The sequence below is a fragment of the Nocardioides sp. OK12 genome, assembly GCF_024341885.1.
Lineage (GTDB): Bacteria > Actinomycetota > Actinomycetes > Propionibacteriales > Nocardioidaceae > Nocardioides > Nocardioides marinisabuli.
In genome coordinates, this window is record NZ_BNET01000007.1 from 14,730 (window position 1) to 35,707 (window position 20,978).

At 74.1% G+C, this 20,978-nt stretch carries 25 protein-coding genes and 1 riboswitch; of the genes, 5 read left to right on the top strand and 20 right to left on the bottom strand.

What is annotated here, in order from left to right; all coding sequences use genetic code 11:
* Positions 1–41: 41 nt before the first annotated feature.
* From OCU29_RS17160 to OCU29_RS17185, 6 genes are all read right to left on the bottom strand, one after another.
* Complete coding sequence (locus OCU29_RS17160) at positions 42–1,097, bottom strand: PAS domain-containing sensor histidine kinase (protein WP_261820886.1); 1,056 nt, start codon at positions 1,095–1,097, stop codon at positions 42–44.
* A 45-nt stretch (positions 1,098–1,142) separates the two neighbouring features.
* Positions 1,143–1,814, bottom strand: a complete 672-nt coding sequence (locus OCU29_RS17165) for an RNA methyltransferase (RefSeq protein WP_261820887.1) — start codon at positions 1,812–1,814, stop codon at positions 1,143–1,145.
* Between the two features lie 152 nt (positions 1,815–1,966).
* Positions 1,967–2,359, bottom strand: coding sequence for a 50S ribosomal protein L20 (gene rplT / locus OCU29_RS17170; RefSeq protein WP_179616426.1), 393 nt, complete (start codon positions 2,357–2,359; stop codon positions 1,967–1,969).
* Positions 2,360–2,442: 83 nt separating this feature from the next.
* Complete coding sequence (gene rpmI / locus OCU29_RS17175) at positions 2,443–2,637, bottom strand: 50S ribosomal protein L35 (protein WP_179616425.1); 195 nt, start codon at positions 2,635–2,637, stop codon at positions 2,443–2,445.
* A 67-nt stretch (positions 2,638–2,704) separates the two neighbouring features.
* Complete coding sequence (gene infC, locus OCU29_RS17180; RefSeq protein ID WP_179616424.1) at positions 2,705–3,478, bottom strand: translation initiation factor IF-3; 774 nt, start codon at positions 3,476–3,478, stop codon at positions 2,705–2,707.
* Positions 3,479–3,725: 247 nt separating this feature from the next.
* Positions 3,726–4,247 (bottom strand): SseB family protein, encoded by a 522-nt coding sequence (locus tag OCU29_RS17185; RefSeq protein ID WP_179616423.1) that lies wholly within the window; start codon positions 4,245–4,247, stop codon positions 3,726–3,728.
* A 74-nt stretch (positions 4,248–4,321) separates the two neighbouring features.
* Between OCU29_RS17185 and OCU29_RS17190 the strand changes: the two genes are divergently transcribed.
* Genes OCU29_RS17190 through OCU29_RS17205 form a run of 4 tightly spaced genes read left to right on the top strand, consistent with a single transcriptional unit; the run spans position 4,322 to position 7,539 of the window.
* A complete protein-coding gene (locus OCU29_RS17190) occupies positions 4,322–4,753 on the top strand; it encodes a hypothetical protein (RefSeq protein WP_261820888.1) in 432 nt (143 codons plus the stop codon).
* A complete protein-coding gene (locus OCU29_RS17195; protein WP_261820889.1) occupies positions 4,753–6,003 on the top strand; it encodes an amino acid deaminase/aldolase in 1,251 nt (416 codons plus the stop codon). The genes OCU29_RS17190 and OCU29_RS17195 overlap by 1 nt, the downstream gene beginning before the upstream one ends.
* 1 nt (position 6,004) lies before the next feature.
* Positions 6,005–6,610, top strand: a complete 606-nt coding sequence (locus tag OCU29_RS17200) for a 4-amino-4-deoxy-L-arabinose transferase (protein ID WP_261820890.1) — start codon at positions 6,005–6,007, stop codon at positions 6,608–6,610.
* Between the two features lie 5 nt (positions 6,611–6,615).
* On the top strand, positions 6,616–7,539 hold the full coding sequence (locus tag OCU29_RS17205; protein ID WP_261820891.1) for an aldose 1-epimerase family protein: 924 nt from the start codon (positions 6,616–6,618) through the stop codon (positions 7,537–7,539).
* Positions 7,540–7,555: 16 nt separating this feature from the next.
* Here the strand turns inward: OCU29_RS17205 and OCU29_RS17210 are convergent, their stop codons facing one another.
* Genes OCU29_RS17210 through OCU29_RS17220 form a run of 3 tightly spaced genes read right to left on the bottom strand, consistent with a single transcriptional unit; the run spans position 7,556 to position 9,121 of the window.
* Positions 7,556–8,014: a PH domain-containing protein gene (locus OCU29_RS17210; protein WP_261820892.1), complete on the bottom strand. Its 459-nt coding sequence runs from the start codon at positions 8,012–8,014 to the stop codon at positions 7,556–7,558.
* The gene (hisG, locus tag OCU29_RS17215; protein WP_179616418.1) at positions 7,998–8,846 is read right to left on the bottom strand and encodes an ATP phosphoribosyltransferase; all 849 of its coding nucleotides are present in this window, start codon (positions 8,844–8,846) and stop codon (positions 7,998–8,000) included. The genes OCU29_RS17210 and hisG overlap by 17 nt, the downstream gene beginning before the upstream one ends.
* An 11-nt stretch (positions 8,847–8,857) precedes the next feature.
* Positions 8,858–9,121 carry a phosphoribosyl-ATP diphosphatase gene (locus OCU29_RS17220; protein ID WP_179616417.1) on the bottom strand — a complete coding sequence of 88 codons (264 nt, stop codon included), beginning with the start codon at positions 9,119–9,121 and terminating at the stop codon, positions 8,858–8,860.
* Positions 9,122–9,200: 79 nt separating this feature from the next.
* Here OCU29_RS17220 and OCU29_RS17225 point away from each other — a divergent pair, with 79 nt between their 5' ends.
* The gene (locus OCU29_RS17225) at positions 9,201–9,842 is read left to right on the top strand and encodes a GNAT family N-acetyltransferase (RefSeq protein ID WP_261820894.1); all 642 of its coding nucleotides are present in this window, start codon (positions 9,201–9,203) and stop codon (positions 9,840–9,842) included.
* Here OCU29_RS17225 and OCU29_RS17230 read toward each other — a convergent pair.
* From OCU29_RS17230 to OCU29_RS17280, 11 genes are all read right to left on the bottom strand, one after another.
* Entirely contained in the window at positions 9,796–10,134 is a 339-nt protein-coding gene (locus OCU29_RS17230; RefSeq protein ID WP_261820895.1) for a hypothetical protein, read from the bottom strand. The genes OCU29_RS17225 and OCU29_RS17230 overlap by 47 nt on opposite strands.
* A gap of 209 nt (positions 10,135–10,343) precedes the next feature.
* The gene (gene tnpB, locus OCU29_RS17235; protein ID WP_261820896.1) at positions 10,344–11,735 is read right to left on the bottom strand and encodes an IS607 family element RNA-guided endonuclease TnpB; all 1,392 of its coding nucleotides are present in this window, start codon (positions 11,733–11,735) and stop codon (positions 10,344–10,346) included.
* 204 nt (positions 11,736–11,939) lie between these two features.
* On the bottom strand, positions 11,940–12,416 hold the full coding sequence (ribH, locus tag OCU29_RS17240; protein ID WP_261820897.1) for a 6,7-dimethyl-8-ribityllumazine synthase: 477 nt from the start codon (positions 12,414–12,416) through the stop codon (positions 11,940–11,942).
* Positions 12,416–13,723: a bifunctional 3,4-dihydroxy-2-butanone-4-phosphate synthase/GTP cyclohydrolase II gene (locus OCU29_RS17245; protein ID WP_261820898.1), complete on the bottom strand. Its 1,308-nt coding sequence runs from the start codon at positions 13,721–13,723 to the stop codon at positions 12,416–12,418. The genes ribH and OCU29_RS17245 overlap by 1 nt, the downstream gene beginning before the upstream one ends.
* The gene (locus OCU29_RS17250; protein WP_261820899.1) at positions 13,720–14,343 is read right to left on the bottom strand and encodes a riboflavin synthase; all 624 of its coding nucleotides are present in this window, start codon (positions 14,341–14,343) and stop codon (positions 13,720–13,722) included. Before OCU29_RS17250 ends, OCU29_RS17245 begins: the two co-directional genes overlap by 4 nt.
* Positions 14,343–15,422 (bottom strand): bifunctional diaminohydroxyphosphoribosylaminopyrimidine deaminase/5-amino-6-(5-phosphoribosylamino)uracil reductase RibD, encoded by a 1,080-nt coding sequence (gene ribD, locus OCU29_RS17255; RefSeq protein ID WP_261820900.1) that lies wholly within the window; start codon positions 15,420–15,422, stop codon positions 14,343–14,345. The genes OCU29_RS17250 and ribD overlap by 1 nt, the downstream gene beginning before the upstream one ends.
* An 86-nt stretch (positions 15,423–15,508) precedes the next feature.
* Positions 15,509–15,654, bottom strand: a riboswitch (FMN riboswitch).
* Positions 15,655–15,730: 76 nt separating this feature from the next.
* The gene (gene rpe / locus OCU29_RS17260; RefSeq protein ID WP_261820901.1) at positions 15,731–16,393 is read right to left on the bottom strand and encodes a ribulose-phosphate 3-epimerase; all 663 of its coding nucleotides are present in this window, start codon (positions 16,391–16,393) and stop codon (positions 15,731–15,733) included.
* A gap of 28 nt (positions 16,394–16,421) precedes the next feature.
* The gene (locus OCU29_RS17265; RefSeq protein WP_261820902.1) at positions 16,422–16,943 is read right to left on the bottom strand and encodes a nitroreductase family deazaflavin-dependent oxidoreductase; all 522 of its coding nucleotides are present in this window, start codon (positions 16,941–16,943) and stop codon (positions 16,422–16,424) included.
* Between the two features lie 40 nt (positions 16,944–16,983).
* Entirely contained in the window at positions 16,984–18,591 is a 1,608-nt protein-coding gene (locus tag OCU29_RS17270) for an ATP-dependent DNA helicase RecQ (protein ID WP_261820903.1), read from the bottom strand.
* A gap of 58 nt (positions 18,592–18,649) precedes the next feature.
* Complete coding sequence (gene ligD, locus OCU29_RS17275) at positions 18,650–19,591, bottom strand: non-homologous end-joining DNA ligase (RefSeq protein ID WP_261820904.1); 942 nt, start codon at positions 19,589–19,591, stop codon at positions 18,650–18,652.
* A gap of 10 nt (positions 19,592–19,601) precedes the next feature.
* Complete coding sequence (locus OCU29_RS17280; protein WP_261820905.1) at positions 19,602–20,978, bottom strand: RsmB/NOP family class I SAM-dependent RNA methyltransferase; 1,377 nt, start codon at positions 20,976–20,978, stop codon at positions 19,602–19,604.

Consider the following 20,978-nt stretch of genomic DNA (forward strand, 5'->3'; position numbering starts at 1 on the left):
GCTGGTAGCTCGGGCGCAGTCTACGGACGACCGCGCCCGACTCAGGCCTCGGGACCGACCGGCCAGGTCACCTGCACCCGCGCTCCCCCGCCGGGTGCGTCGCTGATCGTCACCGAGCCACCGTGGGCGCGGGTCAGCCCACCCACGATGTACATGCCCAGGCCGGAGCCGCCGCGCGCGCCGCTCTTCCAGAACTTGGTGAACACGCGCCGCCGCAGCTCCTCGGGGATGCCCTCGCCCTCGTCGTCGACGGTGACCCGCACCGCGGCCCCCGCCTCGGCGCCGCCGGGCGCCACGGCCTCGAGGTGCACCCGCACGGTGCCGTCGCCGTGGCGCACGGCGTTCTCGACCAGGTTGGTCACCACCTGGGACAGCTTGTCGGGGTCGGCGAGCACGTCGGGCAGGTCGCCGGGCTCCTCGAGGACCACCGGGCGCGAGGTCGCGGCCTGCACCGAGGTCACCACCCGGCCCACGATCGTGGCGACGTCGGTGGGCCGGGGGTAGAGCTGGAGGCGGCCGGTGTCGATGCGGGCGACGTCGAGGAGCTCGGCGATGAGCCGGCTCAACCGGTCGGAGTCGGAGCTGACGGTGGTCAGCATCAGCTTCTTCTGGTCGTCGTTGAGCTTGTCCCACCGGTTCAGCAGCGCCTGCACGAACCCCTTCACACCGGTCAGCGGGGAGCGCAGCTCGTGGGCCACGGTGGCGACCAGGTCGGAGCGCTCGCGGTCGAGGCGGGCCCGGCCGCGGCCCGAGCGCAGGGTGACCGCGACCCGGTCGACCGGGTCGCGCAGCGAGGTGCGGTGGATGCGGGCGGCGACGAGCACCTCGCTGCCGTCGGGCAGCAGCCACGGCTGCTCGGGGACGGCGGTGCGGGTCGCCAGGCCCTCGTACGGCGTGTTGCAGGCGCACCACGACGCGCCCTCGCGGTCCTGGAGCCGCAGGACGTCGGGCAGCGGGCGCCCGGGGGCCTCGTCGGCGTCGATGCCGAGCATCCGCGCGGCCGGCGCCGAGACCAGGCGCACCAGCCCGTCGCCGCCGGCGAGGACCACGCCGTCGGGCAGGTCGTCGAGCACGGCCCGGGCCGGGTCAGGTGACATGGCCCCACCCTAGGAGAGCCCTGCCCCCGCGGACAGTGCGTCCGGTCAGGTACGACGCTGGGTGCGGGCGGTCTCGTAGAGGCACAGCGCCGCGGCGGTGGAGAGGTTGAGGCTCTCGGCGCGACCGTGGATCGGGATCGAGACGCGGTGGTCGGCCAGCGCCGCCAGCTCGTCGGGCAGGCCCCAGGCCTCGTTGCCGAAGAGCCAGGCCACGGGCCCCTCCAGCGGGGCGGTGCCGTAGAGGTCGCGCTCGCCGGCGCCGTCGGCGGCCAGGACGGCCAAGCCGGCGCCCTGCAGCTGGCGCACCGCGGCCGCGGCGTCGGGGGCGACGACGACGGGCAGGTGGAACAGCGAGCCGACCGAGGCCCGCACCGTCTTGGGGTTGTAGGCGTCGACCGAGCTGCCGGCCAGCACGACCGCGTCGGCGCCGGCGGCGTCGGCGCAGCGGATCACGGTGCCGGCGTTGCCGGGGTCGCGCACGTCGGCGCAGACCGCGACCAGGCGCGGACCCGTGGCGAGCACCGACGCGAGGTCGGTGTCGAGGAAGCGGCACACCCCGACCAGCCCGGCGGGGCTGACGGCGTCGCTGAGCGAGGCCAGCGCCCGTTCCTCGACCGGGGTCCAGGCGGCGCCGGACTCCTGCGCGGCGCGGGCCAGGTCGGCGTACCGCTCGGTGGCCGCCGGGGTCGCGAAGACCTCGACCAGCAGCCCGGGCACCTCGAGGGCGCCCTCGACGGCCTTGGGGCCGTCAGCGAGGAACAGCCGCCGCTCGGAACGGACCGAGCGGCGGCTGAGCCTGCGTGCGTCCTTGACGCGGGCGTTGCCCGCGACGAGGGGAGCCGAGGGGCCCGAGGGGCCCCAGGAGGTGGTCAGGCCGAGGCCTCCGCCTTGGGCGCGTTGACGTCCTCGGGCAGGGCGTTCTTGGCGGTCTCGACGAGGACGTTGAACGCCGCGATGTCGTTGACGGCCAGGTCGGCCAGGATCTTGCGGTCGACCTCGACGCCGGCCAGGTTGAGGCCCTGGATGAAGCGGTTGTAGGTCATGCCCTGGGCACGGGCCGCAGCGTTGATCCGCTGGATCCACAGCTTGCGGAAGTTGCCCTTGTTCTTGCGCCGGTCGTTGTAGTTGTAGACCAGGGAGTGGGTGACCTGCTCCTTGGCCTTGCGGTACAGGCGCGAGCGCTGGCCGCGGTAGCCGCTGGCCCGCTCGAGGGTGGTACGACGCTTCTTCTGGGCGTTCACTGCGCGCTTGACGCGTGCCATGGTGTCTCCTTGGTGCTCTGCCGACCGGTGTGGTCGACGTCAGGGCCGTGTCGCCGGCCCGGTGGTTGACGGGTGGGCGAGGCTCAGATGCCGAGCATCTTCTTGGCGCGCGCGGTGTCGGCCTTGGCCACCTCGACGGTGCCGGTCATGCGGCGCGTGACCTTCGAGGGCTTCTTCTCGAGGTTGTGGCGCTTGCCGGCCTTCTCGCGAAGGATCTTGCCGGAGCCGGTCACGCGGAAGCGCTTGCCGGCGCCGGAGTGGCTCTTGTTCTTGGGCATCTGTGTCTCTCTCTCGTTGCGTGCTGCGGCAGTTCGGGGCGGGACCCGGACGGGTCCCGGGCGGCGCTCAGGCCTCGATCTCGGGATCGAGGTTCTCGGAGCGACCGCGCTCCTTCTTGGGGGCTGCCTGGCGACCGGCGTTGCGCTCGGTGCGCTCGGCGCGCTCCTCGGCCTCCTCGGCGGCGCGCTCGGCGGCCTTGGCCTCCTTGGCGGCCTTGTGCTCGACCTTGGCCTCGGCCTTCTTCTTGTGCGGGCCCAGGACCATGGTCATGTTGCGGCCGTCCTGCTTGGGCGAGGACTCCACGAAGCCGAGCTCGGTGACGTCCTCGGCCAGCTTCTGCAGCAGCCGGAAGCCCAGCTCGGGGCGGTGCTGCTCGCGGCCGCGGAACATGATCGTGATCTTGACCTTGTCGCCGGCGTTGAGGAACCGGACCACGTGACCCTTCTTGGTCTCGTAGTCGTGCGAGTCGATCTTGGGACGAAGCTTCATCTCCTTGATGATCACGTTCGTCTGGTTGCGCCGCGCCTCGCGGGCCTTCTGGGCGTTCTCGTACTTGAACTTCCCGTAGTCCATGAGCTTGCAGACCGGGGGGCGGGCCATCGGGGCGATCTCGACGAGGTCGAGGTCAGCCTCCTGGGCAAGGCGCAGCGCGTCGGCGGTGGGAACGATGCCGACGGTCTCGCCGCTGGGGCCAACGAGGCGGACCTCCTGGACGCGGATCCGGTCGTTGATTCGAAGCTCGGTGCTGATGTGTCCTCCTGGTGGGGATGTCCTCGGAGGTCCTTGTGCCGTCCCGGCCGTGGAAGAGGGCCGGAAATGAACAAAGGCTTCCGCTTGCAAGCAGCGGAAGCCAGTCGCGACACGTCCCCCCTACGCGGGGTTCCACATCTACGGGAGTGCACGGGTGCGCTCCCGGGACCGGACCCGACGACCTGTGGTGCTGGCGGTCGATGCGGGTGGGAGACGATCGTGCCTGGCCTCCGCTTGAGGACCGGCGCGACGTGCACCCTCGCGAGCGCATGACGAACCGGTCGGTCGAGATCAGACTCTAGCCGAGACCGCGCTGTGAGCCCAAACCCCGTCGGGCTCAGCCCTCGCCGGGTCGCAGCCAGCCGATGCCTGTGCCGAGCCGCACCGGGCGCCACCCGGCCCCGAGCGCCTCGAGGTCGCCGCCCTGCACCACCAGCCGCGCGGGGCCGGCCACGTCGACGAGCAGCGCCGCTGCACCCTCCTGCACCGCGGCCTGGGCGGCGTACGGCGCGGTGACCGGCACCGGGCGTGCCTGCGGGTCCCAGGCGGTCATCGCCTCGGTGCCGGTGAAGGAGAGCAGGGCGGTGCGGCCGTCGGCGCCGGTGAGCAGCACCGCGGCCATGTCGCTGGTCTTGTCGTGGGCCAGGCCGTGCTCGTCGATCTCGACCTCGCCCAGCAGCGCCACCACCGGCACCAGCAACCGCGCGGTGCGCAGCGCGTCGAGGCAGGCCAGGTAGGTGTCGGGGTCGCGCGGGGCGGCGTCGTACGCCGCCAGCGCGGCGGCGAGCGCCGGCTCGGCCCCACCGGTGTCGCCGGGGAAGCCCGGGCCCGCGAGCAGGCGCTGGTGCTGGTCGTCCACGTCCCCATCATCCCCGGCCCGTCCCGGGGCCGCACCAGCGGGCGCGTGCTGGCGTCCTGTGACAGGCTGGAGGCATGGACGAGGCCGCCTGGACCGCGCTCGCGATCACCCTGACCGTCGTGGGCGGTCTCGTCACGGTCTGGGCCTGGCGCAGCCGCGGGGCGGTGACCGCGCTGCGCGCCGCGGCGCTGACGCTGCTGGTGCCGGCGGCGTACCTGACCGGGACGCTGGAGATGTTCACCCGCATCGTCGACGCGGTCGGCGACTGGGCCTTCGGCCTGGTGCTGAGCCCGGTCGTGTGGATCGGCGCGGCGCTGGCCGGCACCTCGGTGCTGCTGATGGTCGCCGCGGGCCTGCTGTCCCGCCGGGCACCGCGCCGGCGCGAGGTCGCACCGCCCAGCGGCGAGGCACCCCCGCAGGTCGACCGGGCGGGCCAGGGCAAGCCCGCCATCGACGACGACCTGGCCGACATCGAGGCCCTGCTGCGCAAGCGCGGCATCTCCTGATGGCTCGCGGCACCGGCCCGGGCGACCCGGGCAGTGCAGCGGCGCGCAGCCGGCTCTGGGCGCGTCTGGACGCCGCGGTGCGCGGGCTGCCCGCGCCCCCGTCGACGCCGCTGCTGGTGATCGACCTCGACGCCGTCGACGCCAACGCCGCCGACCTCGAGCGCCGCGCCGGCGGCACGCCGCTGCGCCTGGCCTCGAAGTCGGTGCGGGTGCCGGCGCTGATGCGCCGCGCCCTGGCCCGCGACGGCTTCCACGGCGTGCTGGCCTACACCCTGGCCGAGGCGCTGTGGCTGGAGGAGCACGAGGTCACCGACGACCTGCTGGTGGCCTACCCCACCGTCGACCGGGCCGCCCTGGGCGAGCTGGTGGTCTCGCCCCGCGCCGCGGCCCGGGTCACGCTGATGGTCGACGACGTGGCCCACCTCGACGTCGTCGACTCGGTGCGCTCCTCGCGGGCGGTGCCGGTGCGGGTCGCCGTCGACGTCGACGCCGGCCTGCAGGTCGGCGGGCGCCACGTGGGCCCCAAGCGCTCGCCGCTGCACGACGCCGCCGACGTGCTCGCCCTGGCCCGCGAGGTCGTGGCGCGCCCGGGCTTCACCCTCGTCGGGGCGATGACCTACGAGGGCCAGGTGGCCGGGGTGCCCGACGACGTGCCCACCGCCCGGGCCCGCTCGCTGGCGGTGCGCCGTCTCAAGTCAGCGTCGGTGGCCCAGCTCGGCGAGCGGCGCCGAGCGGTGCGCGACGCGCTGGTCGACCTCGTCGGCCCCGACGGCCTCGAGCTGTGGAACGCCGGCGGCTCCGGGTCGGTCGAGGCCAGCGCCGCCGACCCGGTCGTCACCGAGGTCGCGGCCGGCTCGGGGCTGCTGGTGCCGACGCTGTTCGACCACTACCGCTCCTTCGAGCCGCGACCCGCCGCCTTCTTCGGGCTGCCGGTGACCCGGCGCCCCTCCCCCGACGTCGCGACCGTCCACGGCGGCGGCCTGGTCGCCTCGGGCGCGGCCGGCGCCGACCGGCTGCCGACCCCGTGGGCCCCGCCCGGCCTGCGCCTGACCGGGCTCGAGGGCGCCGGCGAGGTGCAGACCCCGCTGGTCGGCCCGTCGGCCCCGATGCTCGCGATCGGCGACCTGGTCTGGTTCCGCCACGCCAAGTCGGGCGAGCTCTTCGAGCACGCGCGCACGGTCCACCTGCTCTCCGGGGACCGCTTCGTCGAGGAGGTGGAGACCTACCGTGGCCTCGGTCTCGCCTTCTGAGGTGGCCCGCCTGGTCCTGGACCTGGCGACCAGCCGGCCCGCGACCCTCGGTGGCAGCGGTCTGCTGGTCTGCATCGACGGCCCCTCCGGCGCCGGCAAGTCGACGCTGGCCGAGGCCGTCGCCGACGCCGCCACCATCGAGACCCGGGTGGTGCACCTCGACGACATGTACGAGGGCTGGGACGGCCTGCCCCGGGTGCCCGACCAGCTCGAGCAGCTGCTCAGCCCGCTCGACCGGGACGCCGCGGGCAGCTACACCCGCTACGACTGGGCGGCCGGGGCGCCCGGTGAGGACGTGACGGTGGCACCGGTGCCGCTGCTGGTCCTCGAGGGCGTCGGGGCGGGATCGGCGCGCCTCACCCCGCTGACCACCGTGCTGGTCTGGGTCGACGCCCCCACCGAGGTGCGCCGCCGCCGCGGGCTCGAGCGCGACGGCGACTCCTTCGCGCCGCACTGGGAGGCCTGGGCCGAGGCCGAGGCGCACCACTTCGAGCGCCAGGGCACCCGGGGTCGCGCCGACATCCTGGTCGACGGCACCGGTCGCCACGCGCCCCGCACCGTCGTACCCGGGAGCGAGGCGGCCCAGTCGGCCCAGCCACTAGGGTGACGCCCATGCTTGCTCCGAGCGGTGACCAGTTCGAGATCGCCGCAGGCGGCTACCGCGCGGTCGTCACCGAGAGCGGCGCCGCGCTGCGCGAGCTGTCGTACGCCGGCCGCCCGCTCGTCGACGGCTTCGGCCCCGAGGAGCGCTCCTGGGGCGGCCGCGGCCAGCTGCTGGTGCCGTGGCCCAACCGGCTCGGCGAGGGCCGCTTCGAGTTCGGCGGCCGGTCGCTGAGCCTGCCGCTGACCGACCACGAGACCCGCAACGCCACCCACGGGCTGGTGCGCTGGGCGGCCTGGAGCCTCGAGGAGCACACCCCCCACTCGGTCTCGCTGACCTACCGGTTGATGGCGCGGTCGGGGTGGCCGTGGACCCTGGACCTGCACGTGGTGCACGACCTGTCGGCCGACGGGCTGACGGTGACGATGACCGCGACCAACATGTCGGGCGAGCCGGCGCCGTACGCCGCCGGCGCGCACCCCTACCTGTGCGTGGGCGACGGGCCGGTGGACGGCCTCGAGCTGACCCTGCCGGCGGCGACCTCCCTGACCACCGACGAGCGCCAGCGGCCGGTGGCCTCGGCCCCTGTCGAGGGCGGGGAGCTGGACTTCCGGGTCTCGCGGCCGCTGCGCTCGACCGTGCTCGACACCGCCTTCACCGACCTCGAGCGCGACGAGTGGGGGCGGGCGACCACGACGCTGCGCGACCCGCGCACCGGCGAGGGCGTGAGCCTGTGGGTCGACCCGGCCTGGACCCACCTGCAGGTCTACACCGCCGACGACGCCGGGCCCAGCGCCCGCCGGTCGTTGGCGGTCGAGCCGATGACGGCGCCGCCGGACGCGCTGCGCTCGGGCACCGACCTGGTGGTGCTGGCCCCCGCGGGCAGCCCCGGCGACGAGCACTCCGGCTCCTGGGGCATCCGCGCCGTCGACTGAGTGGCCGACCGAGGGGTCAGTGCGGCGGGTCGGCCGCGATGGCGCGCAGCTGCTTGACGGCCTGCTGGGCGCGGGCGCCGTCGGAGCCCTGGATGCCCATCGCCGAGACGGTGGTGCCGTCGCTGAGGTCGAGGGTCGCCCAGGGCGCCCCCGGCGGCAGCCGCACGCTCACCACCTGCTCCCAGGCCAGCTCGCGGCGCCGGAACCCGTTGACGATCACCAGCCGCTCCCGCTCGGCGTCCACGCGCGAGCGCACCAGCGCGAAGATCGCGCCGAAGCCGAGCACCCCCAGGAAGACCAGGGTGCTGCGCTGGAAGAACGTGAAGCGCGCCCGCACGTCGGGCCCGAAGCTGATCCAGGCGGCCGCGAAGACCACGAGCAGACCCAGGCCCAGCCCGATGCCGACGATGCGCGGGCCCAGGGGGCGGTAGGTCACCGGGAGGGCCGGCGCCCCGGGCTCAGAGGCGGCAGGCATGGATGTCGGTGAGCAGGATGCCGCGGGCCCCGATCTGCCACAGCTGGTCCATCAGGCGCTGGGCGCCCGAGCGCGGGACCATCGCCCGCACGGCGGACCAGCCCTCGCGATGCAGCGGCGCCACGGTCGGGCTCTCGATGCCGGGGGTCAGCCGCACCGCGTCGGCGACCTGGTCGGTCGGGATGTCGTAGTCCATCATCACGTAGCTGCGGGCCACCAGGACGCCCTCGATGCGGCGCTTGAGCGACTCGAAGCCCTCGGGCACGTCGCCGGAGCGGGTGATCAGCACCGCCTCGGACTCCAGGATCGTCTCGCCGAAGACCTCGAGCCCCGCCTGGCGCAGCGTGCTGCCGGTCTCCACGACGTCGGCGATCGCGTCGGCGACCCCGAGCTGGATGCTGGTCTCGACCGCGCCGTCGAGGCGGGTGACGCTCGCGTCGATGCCACGCTCCTCGAGGAACGTGCGCACCACGCCGGTGTACGACGTCGCGATCCGCGCGCCGGCGAGGTCCTCGAGCTCGCTGAACCGGCCGGGACGGCCCGCGAAGCGGAACCGGCTGCGGCCGAAGCCGAGCTCGAGCGCCTCCTCGGCCTTCGCCCCGGAGTCGCGCAGCAGGTCGCGGCCGGTGATGCCGACGTCGAGGGTGCCCTCGCCGACGTACAGGGCGATGTCGCGGGGGCGCAGGTAGAAGAACTCGACGCCGTTGTCGGCGTCGGTGAGCGTGAGCTGCTTGGAGTCCTCACGCTGGCGGTAGCCGCTCTCCTTGAGGATCTCGGAGGCGGAGACGGACAGCGACCCCTTGTTGGGGACCGCTACTCGCAACAACGACATGGGGGTGCCTCTCAGAGGTGGGTGTAGACGTCGTCGAGCTCGAGACCGAGCCCGAGCATCAGGACCTGCACGTGGTAGAGCAGCTGGCTGATCTCCTCGGCCGCGCGCTCCTTGCCCTCGTGCTCGGCGGCCATCCAGGACTCGGCGGCCTCCTCGACCAGCTTCTTGCCGATCGCATGGACCCCGGCGTCGAGCTCTCGCACGGTGCCCGACCCCTCGGGACGGGTCCGGGCCTTCTCGGCCAGCTCGGTCCACAGCTCCTCGAACGTCTTCACGAGGCGCAAGCCTAGGCGGTGGGGTGCCGGCACCCGATATCGCATCGCGCGAACGAGACCTGCACGACACCATGGCCCCGTGGACGCACCGAACCCCCTGGCCGCCCTGAGCTGGCCGCACCGCACCCGCCGGCTCCTCCTGCGCCCGGTCGAGGCCGTCGACGTCGAGGCGGTCTGGGCCTACCGCCGTCGCGACGAGGTCGGTCGCTGGCTCGCCGGGCACCAGGGCGACCTCGCCGCCTTCACCGCGTGGTTCGGCCGTCCGGAGCGCCGGGCCAGGACCCTGGTCGTCGAGCACGAGGGGCGGCTCGTGGGTGACCTGATGCTGCGCGTCGAGGACGGCTGGGCACCGACCGACCTGGCCGACGCCGCCGCAGGGGTGCAGGCCGAGCTCGGCTGGGTGCTCGACCCGGCGTACGGCGGGCGGGGGCTGGCGACCGAGGCGCTCGAGGCGTTGCTCGTGATCTGCTTCGACGACCTCGGGCTCAGGCGCGTGGCTGCCAACTGCTACGCGGCCAACGAGGCCTCGTGGCGGCTGATGGAGCGGGTCGGGATGCGTCGCGAGGCGCACCGGGTCGCCGACTCCCTGCACCGCGACCTCGGGTGGGTCGACTCCTACGACTACGCACTGCTGGCGCACGAGTGGCGCGCGGCCCGTGCGGTCGCGCCGAGCATCAGCGGCGCCGACCAGCCAGCCGCCACCACGTCGCCAGCAGGCTGAGGCCGACCAGCACCAGCGCCACGGCCAGCCCGACGAGGTCGAGCCCTCCCCCGCGGTCGGCACCGTCCGAGGCCAGGGCGGCCGCGCCCAGCGCGCCCGCCCCCACCCCCAGGCCGAGCGAGCCCAGCCCCGCGGTGCGCAGCGGCGTACGACGCCGCCAGCGCTCGCCGGGGGTGGGCCGCGCCTGCGCCCGGTCGGCACCGCGGCCCAGCGCGCTCTCGGCCACCAGCCAGCCGAGCACGGCGAGGGCGACGGCGGCGGCCACGAGCAGTCCCGTCAGTCCCGCACTCATGGGGCCAGCCTGTCACTGGGTGTGTCCCTATTCGGGCCACACTGACTTCCCTTGACCACCGTCCCTGCTGGGGCGGTGGTTCTTGGTTGTCATCCGACCGCCACCCAGGGGTGGTCTTCCGTCGGTTCCGACCCAGGGCCCCTTCGTGGTGCGGAGTGGCGATCGGCTCTACGGCCCGGTCCATCCAGGCGCGGACAGATGCTGCTCTGTCAGGCAGCCGCTATTTGCGGCGGTGATGTCGTGGTGCCCGGGGGTTCTGCGGGTGGGATGTGGCGGGCCAGGTTGACCGCAGCGTTGAGGTCCCGGTCGATGACCAGGCCACACGTTCCACACTCGTAGACCCGGTCCGCCAGCGCCAGGTCGCCCTTCACGACCCCGCACCCAGAGCATGTCTTGCTGGACGGGAACCAACGGTCTGCGATGACGAGCTCGGTGCCGTACCAGGCGGTCTTGTACTCGAGCTGGCGGCGAAGTTCCCCGAACCCGGCATCCGAGATGTGCCGCGCGAGCTTCCGGTTGCGCAACATGCCGGCAGCGTTGAGGTCCTCGATCACGACCACCGCCGAGGTCTTCGCGAGCTCGGAGGAGATCGAGTGCAGCAGCGCCCGGCGAAAGGCGGCGACCCGTCCGTGCATCCGGCCGAGGCGTCGGGCTGCCTTTCGGCGGCCTCCTGAGTCTCGCTTGGTTCTCGCGAGTGCTTGGTTGGCCAGCTTGAGGCGTGCCTGGGCACGTTGTAGTGCTTTCACCCCCTCCCACACCTTGATGGTGTTGCCGTGCTCGTCCGCGGCGACGGCGAGGGTCTTCACACCCAGGTCCACCCCGACCCGGGCCGGCGCGCGGCCTGGTGCGGTGGGGTTGCGGCGCTGGTGATGCAGCGGGGCGGCGACCCCGGTGATGGTGACGACCCATCGGCCGCGTTCGTAGGTGAACGCCGCGGCGTAGGCGTGGAACCGTCCCTTCTCGTAGAGGCGCCGTAGCTGTCGGGTGTTTTCCCGAACCCGAAGCTCGCCGAGCTTCGGGAACCGCATCACCCGCGGCGCGGTGGGCCGCACCGACGGCGCTGCGCCCTCCTTGCTGCGCGCCCGCAGGCGGAACTTCGGAGTGGTCCGATGCTTGCTCTTGAAGCGCGGGAACCCCGCCGCCTTCCCCGCCCGGGTGCCCTTGCGGGAGTCGGACCAGTTCCTCAACGCCTGCGCCGCGTTCACGCTCGCGGTCTCGAACACATCCGCAGACACCTGGTCGCGCCACGGAAGCCCGCGCACGACGGTGCCGTCGTCGAGGACCCCCACTCGGGCATCGGGCGCGCGCCCGTCCTTCCAGGCGTTCATCTCGTTGATGAAGGAGACCTTCGACCACGACAACGACGGCGTCAGGTCCGCCTCCGCAACACCGTAGCTGCGCTCTGCGGCGCGCTGGTCGAGGTTGGCCTTCACCCGGCCGATGTGGTGGTTGAACGCCAGACGGGAGGCGCCGGCGTACGCGAGCAGGCGGTGGTGCTGCTCGTCGTTCACGTCGAGGGTGAACCGGAAGGTCGTGGGACGCGTCAACGGCACACCGGTGTGCGACACGAGCGTGTCAGCGGATCCGGCGGCAACGGGCACGGAACCGATGGTGCCGCCGGGCACCGACAGTGCCGCCAATAGGGACACACCCTCTCAGAGCCCGGCTGTACGCACCCGGCAGCACGGGGCGGCCGTACGGAACTGGCGCCGGGACCACGAAGCTTCATGGTCCCGGCGCGAGTTCCATCGGGCACCCGATGAATCTCCCGCCGGGCCTACGGAACTGGCGGGCGGGAGAGGGCCTCAGCCGCGCAGCGAGCGCAGGGTGCGCGCGGTGTGCAGGGCGGCGGAGGTGGCCTCGTAGCCCTTGTCCTCCTTCGAGCCCTCCAGCCCGGCGCGGTCGAGCGCCTGCTGGTCGTCGTCGCAGGTCAGCACTCCGAAGCCGACGGGCACGGTGTGGTCGAGCGCGACCCGGCCCAGGCCGTCGGTGGCGGCGTTGCAGACGTAGTCGAAGTGCGGGGTCCCGCCGCGGATGACGACGCCCAGGGCGATGACGGCGTCGTAGCCCTGCTCGGCCAGCGCCGAGGCGACGACCGGCAGCTCGAAGGTGCCGGGCACCCGCACGACCTCGAGGTCGCGCACCGAGAAGTCGTCGGCGGCGCGCTGCGCACCGGCGAGCAGCCCGTCCATGACCTCGGTGTGCCAGGACGCCGCGACGACGGCGACGCGCAGGTCGCTGCAGTCGACGGGCTCGGCGGTGGGGGCTCCGTGTCCGCTCATCAGACGGCTCCGTTCGTGGCAGGGTCGACAACGGGGGCGACAGCGGGGTCGACAGCGGGGTCGACGAGGTCGGGCAGCACGTGGCCCATCCGGTCGCGCTTGGTCAGCAGGTAGGCCAGGTTGTGGTCGTTGGGGTGCGGGGTCAGCGGCACCCGCTCGGCCACCGGCACCCCGAAGTCCTCGAGGCTGCTGACCTTGTCGGGGTTGTTGGTCATCAGCCGCACCGAGCGCACCCCGAGGTCGCGCAGGATCTGGGTGGCGGTGCCGTAGTGGCGCGCGTCGGCGGGCAGGCCCAGGTCGAGGTTCGCGTCGACGGTGTCGCGGCCGCCGTCCTGGAGCTGGTAGGCCTGCAGCTTGCCGAGCAGGCCGATGCCGCGGCCCTCGTGGCCGCGCAGGTAGACCACGACGCCGCGGCCCTCGGCCACGACCCGCTCCAGCGCCTCGTCGAGCTGGGGGCCGCAGTCGCAGCGGTCGGAGCCGAGCACGTCGCCGGTCAGGCACTCCGAGTGCACCCGGGTCAGCACCGGCTCGTCGGTGGCCAGGTCGGCGGGGTCGCCGTGCACCAGGGCGACGTGCTCGGAGCCGTCGACGGTGATCCGGTAGCCGTAGGCGGTGAAGTCGCCGTGTCGGGTGGGCAGACGGGTCACCGCGGCGCGCTCGACGAGCGTCTCGTGGCGGCGGCGGTAGCGCACCAGGTCCTCGATCGAGATCATCGCCAGGCCGTGCTCGTCGGCGAACTCGCGCAGCTCAACGGCGCGCTTCATGGTGCCGTCGTCGTTGACGACCTCGACCAGCACGCCGGCCGGGGTCAGCCCGGCGAGGCGGGCCAGGTCGACCGCGGCCTCGGTGTGGCCGCGGCGCACCAGCACGCCGCCCTCGCGGTAGCGCAGCGGGAAGACGTGGCCGGGTCGGGTGATCTCCCACGGCTCGGTCGCGGAGTCGGCCAGCACCCGCGCGGTGTGCGCCCGGTCGGCGGCCGAGATGCCGGTGGAGACGCCGTCGCGGGCGTCGACCGAGATCGTGTACGCCGTGCGCAGCTTGTCCTTGTTGTGCGGGGTCATCAGCGGGATCTCGAGCCGGTCGAGCATGTCGGCGGGCATCGGCACGCAGATCACGCCGCTGGAGTGGCGGATGGTGAAGGCCATCAGCTCGGGGGTCGCCTTGGAGGCGGCGAAGATGATGTCGCCCTCGTTCTCGCGGTCCTCGTCGTCGACGACCACGACCGCCTTGCCGGCGGCGATGTCGGCGACCGCGCGCTCGACGCTGTCGAGGCGGATGCGCTGCAGCGTGGGGTTCTGCTCGGTCATGCGTCCTGCTCCTTCTGCTGGCCGCTGGACAGCTGTGCTGCCAGCAGCTTCTCGACGTGCTTGGCGAGGATGTCGACCTCGAGGTTGACCCGGGCGCCGGGCTCGCGGCGGCCCAGGGTGGTGCGGGCGAGGGTCTCGGGGATGAGGCTGATGGTGAAGCTGGTGGGCCCGGCCTCCACGACGGTGAGGCTGACGCCGTCGACGGTGATCGAGCCCTTGTCGACCAGGTAGCGCGCCAGCGCCGGCGGCAGGGAGATCTCGACGACCTCCCAGTGCTCGCTGGGCTCGCGGCGCAGCACCTCGCCGACACCGTCGACGTGGCCCTGCACGATGTGGCCGCCCAGGCGCTTCTCGGCGGTGACGGCGCGCTCGAGGTTGACCGGGTCGCCGGCGCGCAGGCCGCCCAGCGAGGTCTTGTCGAGCGACTCCTTCATCACGTCGGCGGTCCAGGCCGCCCCGTCGGTGGAGACGACGGTCAGGCAGCAGCCGTTGACCGCGATCGAGTCGCCGAGCCCGGTGCCCTCGAGCACCTCGCTGGCGGTGATGGTGAGTCGGATGGCGTCGGTGAGGTCGTCGATCGCGGCGACCGTGCCGAGCTCCTCGACGATGCCGGTGAACATCAGGCGTCTCCTGCTGCGGGGGTGCGGGCGGGTGGCACGAGCGTGAACCGGACGTCGGGCTGCTCGCCCGCCACGACCGGCTCGAGGACGGCGACGTCGAGCACCTCAGGGCGCCAGGCGTCGGTGATGGTGGTGATACCGAGGTCGGCGACCGCGCTGCGACCGGCGCCGAGCAGGAACGGGGCGACGTAGGCGACGACCTCGTCGACCAGTCCGGCGGCCACGAAGGCGGCGGCCAGCGTCGGGCCGCCCTCGAGGAACACGTGCCGACGCTCGCGGGCGGCCAGCTCGGCCAGCGCCTCGTGCGGGTCGCGGGTGCGCAGGTGCAGGCTCGGGGACTCCACCCCGTCGACGGGGGCGAGCACCCGGGCCGCCGGGTCGAGGTCGCGCTCCCCCATCACCACGCGCAGCGGCTGGCGCGCGAGCGGCCGGTCCTCGGCGTCGCGCACGGTCAGCAGCGGGTCGTCGACCGCGACCGTGCCGGTGCCGACCAGCATCGTGTCGGCCAGCGCCCGCAGCCGGTGGGTGTCACGGCGCGAGGCGGTGCCGCTGACCCAGCGGCTGGTCCCGTCGGCCGCGGCGCTGCGCCCGTCGATGGTCGTGGCCAGCTTCCAGGTCACGAAGGGACGCCCGTGCTCGACGGCGAAGGTCCAGACCCGGTTCAGCTCACGGGCCTCGGCCTCCAGCAGCCCCGTCGCCACCTCGATGCCGGCGGCGCGCAGGGTCGCGGCCCCGCCCGCGGCGAGCGGGTTGGGGTCGCGCTGGGCCAGCACCACGCGGCGTACGCCGGCGGCGACGAGGGCCTCGGCGCACGGGCCGGTGCGCCCGGTGTGGTTGCAGGGCTCGAGGGTGACCACGGCGGTGGCGCCGCGCGCCTCGGCGCCGGCACGGGACAGGGCGTCGACCTCGGCGTGCGGGGTGCCGGCGCCGCGGTGGGCGCCCTCGGCGACCACGCGGCCGTCGGGGGCCAGGAGCACGCAGCCGACCCGCGGGTTGGGGTGGAGGGGCGCGTCGGGGCCCGCAGCCAGCACGAGCGCGCGACGCATCGCGTCGTGCTCGAGGCTGCTGGTGCCAGCCATGTCCGCCGCCCTTCTCGGTCCGTCGCGGACCCCGGGGCTGACTGCGGACCCTCGCCGCGCGCGGAGCGTCGGCGGATGAGCCTGCTGTGCGTGCACTTCCCATCCGGACTTTGACCGTCGGTCCAGGACTCACACCTGGTCAACCGGTCACTGGCGGTGACCGGGTCGCGGACTTCCGGCCTCTCGGCCAGTCACCGCCGGCTCGGATTTTCACCGACCCCAGAGCACGCGAGCAATGTTCACTCGTCCCCCGCAGTGTCCCACACGCCGTCGGCCGCCCGGGAGTGAGACCCACCACACGGGACGGATCAGGGCGCGGCGTCGGCGGCCGCGGCCCGCAGCTTCTCGACCATCGCGTCGGGGTCGTCGGCGGAGTAGACGGCCGAACCGGCCACGAAGACGTCAGCACCGGCCTCGGCGCACCGCTCGATCGTCTCGAGCGAGACGCCGCCGTCGACCTGCAGCCAGGTCTCGACGCCGTGCTTGTCCATCAGCGCACGGGTCCGGCGGATCTTGGGCAGCACCAGGTCGAGGAACTTCTGGCCGCCGAAGCCGGGCTCGACGGTCATCAGCAGCAGCATGTCGAGCTCGGGCAGCAGGTCCTCGTAGGGCTCCACCGGCGTCGCGGGCTTCAGCGCCATGCTGGCCCGGCCGCCCGCCGAGCGGATCTCCCGGGCCAGCCGCACCGGCGCCGCGGCGGCCTCGACGTGGAAGGTGACCGACGCGCAGCCCGCCTCGACGTACGTCGGGGCGTGCCGGTCGGGGTCGTTGATCATCAGGTGCGCGTCGAGCGGGGTGTCGGTCGAGCGCGCGATCGCCTCGACCATGGTCGGGCCGAAGGTCAGGTTCGGCACGAAGTGGTTGTCCATCACGTCGACGTGCACGAAGTCGGCGCTGGGGATGCGGGCCACCTCCGCCCCGAGGTTCGCGAAGTCGGCGTTGAGGATGCTCGGAGTGATCTGGATGCCCACGAGGCCGCATCCTCTCAGACCGCCCCGCTCAGCCGGCGGCCCGCTCCAGCACGAAGACCCGCAGCCGCCGGTGGCCCAGCCGCGACTGGTAGCGCCGGTAGCCGACGTAGAGCTCCTCGGAGCGCCGCAGCACCTGCTCGGCCTCCGGCCCGTCGGCGGGGCGGGCCACCACGTCGACCTGCGCGCCGCGGTAGGCGACGACGGCGCGCGGATCGGCCTCGAGGTTGTGCACCCACGCCGGGGTGTCGTGCTGGCCGAAGTTGGTGCCGAGCAGCGCGAGGGTGTCGCCGTACGGGATGCCGATCAGGTGCGTGCGGCGGGGCAGCCCCGAGCGGCGCCCGGTGGTGGTCACCTGCACGACCGGCAGGCCGGCCAGCAGGCCGGGCACCGTGTGCCGCCCGCCGGAGAGCCGCAGCAGCAGCGAGTCGAGGTGCGGCAGGGTCCGCGCGAAGACCCAGGCCCCGGGCCGGGAGGCCACCAGGGCCTGCAGGGCCCGCTGGACGGGGTTGGCGGGACGGAACTCGTAGGAGAGGTCGGCGGCGAGGCTCACGGTGGGCTCCGGTCTGTGGTCGGACCCCCCTGGTCGCGCCTCAGCCCGCCGGTGTCAGCAGCTCCTCCTGCTCCACCAGCGCCAGCGCCAGGGTCCGGTAGCCGACCTCGTCGAAGAGCACGGTGAGCCGGTCGGCCTCGAGGTCGCTGACGACCCCGGTGCCGAACTCGGGGTGCACCACCCGCTGCTGCAGCTCGTACGGCGAGTCCGCGGGCGCGTCGTCGACGTCCGCGCGACCGTCGAGGCAGGTGTCGCAGCGCCCGCAGCGCTCGTCGAGCGAGGCGCCGAGGTAGGCCAGCAGCTGCTCCTCGCGGCAGCGCGAGGTCTCGGCGTACGCGCGCATCATCTCGACCCGCGACTTCTCCAGGCTGCGGTGCGCCTCGGCGAGCTCGATCACCGCGTCGGCGCCCTCACCGCGCCCGGTCTCGGCGGCCAGGCCGGCCAGGTTGCGGATCCGCTGGATCTTGCGGCGGCTCAGCCCGGTCTCCTCCGAGGCGGTGGCGACGTCGAGGTCGGCGTCGAGCGCCAGCACCCGGCGCACCTCTCCCCGTTTGGGGACCGAGGGCGCGAAGAACCGGCCCAGCGCGTGGTCCTCGGGCCGGTGCACCAGCGTGGCCAGCGCCTCCTGGCCGTCACGACCGGCGCGGCCGGCCTCCTGGTAGTAGGTATCGGGCGACTCGGGGGCCTGCGCGTGCACCACCCACCGCACGTCGGGCTTGTCGATGCCCATCCCGAAGGCCGAGGTGGCGACGACGACGTCGAGCTCCCCGGCCAGGAACGCCTCGTGGGTCTCGGCGCGGCGTCGTTGCGAGAGCCCGGCGTGGTACGCCGCCACCCGGCGCCCGCGGGCAGCCAGCAGCTCGGCGTACTCCTCGGTGGCCGGACGGGTGCGGCAGTAGACGATGCCGCAGCCGGGCGCCTCGGCGGCCTCGAGCACCGCGCCCTGCTGGGCGGCGGCGTCGGCGACCGGGACGACCCGGAAGGACAGGTTCTCGCGGGCGAAGTCGGTGACCACGGTGCGGGGCTCGCGCAGGTGCAGCCGCTCGGTGATGTCCTCGCGCACCGGCGGCGCGGCGGTGGCGGTCATCGCGACCACCCGCGGCCGGGCCGGGCGTTCGCCGAGGTCGTCGATGAGCTCGCCGAGCCGGAAGAAGTCGGGACGGAAGTCGTGGCCCCAGGCGGACACGCAGTGCGCCTCGTCGACGGCGACCAGGCCCGGGCGGGCGGCAGCGAGCCGGTGCCGCACCTCGTCGACGGCCAGCTGCTCGGGCGAGAGGAAGACGAAGTCCAGCTCGCCCTCCTCGACCGCCACCAGCACCTCCTCGCGCTCCTTGCCGGTCTCCGCCGAGCTGAGCCGCGCGGCGCGCACCCCCGCCTCGAGCAGCCCGCCGACCTGGTCCTGCTGCAGCGCGATGAGGGGTGAGACGACCACGCAGAAGCCGTCGAGCAGCAGCCCGGGCACCTGGTAGGTCAGCGACTTCCCGGCTCCGGTCGGGGCGATGAGCAGCACGTCGTGCCCCTCGAGCAGCGAGGTCGAGGCCTCGGCCTGCCCGGGCCGCAGCTCGTCGCGGCCGAACACCTCGCTGGCGGTGCGGCGGACCCGGTCGAGGGCGGGGCGGGCGGCGGCGGTCTTCCGGGAGGCACTCACTCCTCCTCTCTGCCCCGCGCGGGGCCGCCCCGATCAACCCCTGGGGGTGAAACCCGCGTCAGTCGTCGTCGACGGGCAGGTCGTCGCGGTCGGCCCACTCCAGCAGCGGGGCGATGTCGAAGGGGTGCTCGTCGATCGCCTCGTGCAGGTCCCCGAGCTCGGCGAAGCGCTGCGGCACGGTTGCGATGGTGAGGTCGCGCGGGTCCGCGTCGTCGACCTCGTCCCAGCGCAGCGGTGTGGAGACGCGGGCGTCGGGCAGCCCGCGCACCGAGTACGCCGCCGCGATCGTGTGGTCGCGGGCGTTCTGGTTGTAGTCGACGAAGACCGCCGCCGGGTCGCGGTCCTTGGTCCACCAGGTGGTGGTGACCTCGTCGCTGCGCCGCTCGACCTCGCGCGCGAAGGCCAGGGCCGCGCGGCGCACCTCGGTGAAGCCGTGCGCGGGCGGGATGCGCACGTAGACGTGCAGGCCCTTGCTGCCGCTGGTCTTGGGGAACCCGACCGCGCCCAGCTCGTCGAGCACCTCGTGCACCACGTGCGCGACGCGCTGCACGGTGGCGTAGTCGCACTCCGGGCCGGGGTCGAGGTCGATGCGCCACTCGTCGGGCTTCTCGGTGTCGCCGCGGCGGCTGTTCCAGGGGTGGAACTCCACCGTCGACATCTGCACCGCCCAGATCACCGGCGCCAGCCCGGTCACGCACAGCTCGTCGGCGGTGCGGTCCCAGCGCGGGAAGTGCAGCTCGACAGTCTCCACCCAGTCGGGCGCGCCCTTCGGCAGCCGCTTCTGGTGCACCTTGGGGCCCGCCAGCCCCTTCGGGAAGCGGTGCAGCATGCACGGGCGCTCCCACAGCGCGTTGACGATGCCGGGGCCGACGGCCAGGTAGTACTCGACGAGGTCGAGCTTGGTGGCGCCGGTCTCGGGGAAGTAGACCCGGTCGGGGTTGCTGACCCGCACGACCTTGTCGTCGACCTCGATCTCGACGGCGGGCGAGGAGGAGGCCATGGCCGCGAGACTAGTCGCCGGCGGGCTCACCCGCGCGGCGCAGCACCGCCATGAACATCGCGTCGGTGCGGTGCCGGTGCGGCCACAGCTGCACGGTGCCGGGCAGCGGCCCGGCGCTGGTGGGCACCTGGACGTGCTGGGGCGCCAGGTCGACCAGCTGCGCGCCGGGCTGCTGCTCGAGGGCCGCCGAGACGACGTCCCGGGTCTCGGCCAGCACCGGCGAGCAGGTGGCGTAGAGCACCACTCCCCCGGGCCGCACCAGGTCCAGGGCCGAGGCCAGCAGCCGGCGCTGCAGGTCGACGAGGACGGTGAGGTCGTCGGGGCTGCGCCGCCACCGCGACTCCGGGCGGCGTCGCAGCGCCCCGAGACCGGTGCAGGGCGCGTCGACCAGCACCCGGTCGAACGACCCCGGCTCCAGCGGCGGGCGGGTGCCGTCGGCGGTGACCACGCCGCGTACGCCGTCGGCGCCGGCGAGCGCGCGGCGGACCAGCTCGGCGCGGTGCGGCTGGCGCTCCACGGCCAGGAGGTCGGCGTCGCGGCCGGCAGCCAGCGCGGCCAGCAGGGCGCTCTTGCCACCGGGGCCGGCGCACAGGTCGAGCCAGTGCGCGTCGGGCCCCTCGAGCGGGGCGTCGGCGAGCGCGACCGCCACGAGCTGGGAGCCCTCGTCCTGCACGCCCGCGCGGCCCTCGGCCACCGCCGGCACCTGGCCGGGGTCCCCGGAGCCGAGCAGCACGCCGTGCGGCGAGTACGGCGTGGGCTCGCCGGGCAGCTCCTCGCGGCTGCTGCGCCCGGGGCGCGCCACCAGGGTCACGGCGGGCGCGACGTTGTCGGCGGCCAACAGGTCGGCGACCTCGTCACCGGCCCCGACGCCCTCCAGCGCCGCTCCCAGCGCCTCCACGACCCACGCGGGGTGGCTGTGCACCAGCGCGTCGTGGCCGACCGGGTCGGCGTCGCGCGCGGGCGCCAGCTCGGCGAACCAGGCCTCGAGGTCGCGCTGCGAGACCTTGCGCAGCACCGCGTTGGCGAAGCCGCCGGCGCCGGGGCCGACCTCGGAGCGCACCAGGTCGACGGTGGTGGCGATCGCGGCGTGCTGCGGCACCCGCATCGCCAGCAGCTGGTGGGCGCCCAGGCGCAGCGCGTCGAGCACCTTGGCCTCGACCTTGCGCAGCGGGCGGTCGGTGCACGCGTCGAGCACCGCGTCGTACGTCGCCAGCCGGCGCAGCGTGCCCGAGGCCAGCTCGGTCGCGAAGGCCGCGTCGCGCCCGGTCAGCCGGTGCTTGCGCAGCAGCGAGGGCAGCACCAGGTTGGTGTAGGCGTCGTGGACGCGCACCGCCTTGAGCACCTCGAAGGCGACCGTGCGGGCCGGGTCGACCCGGGAGCGCCCCAC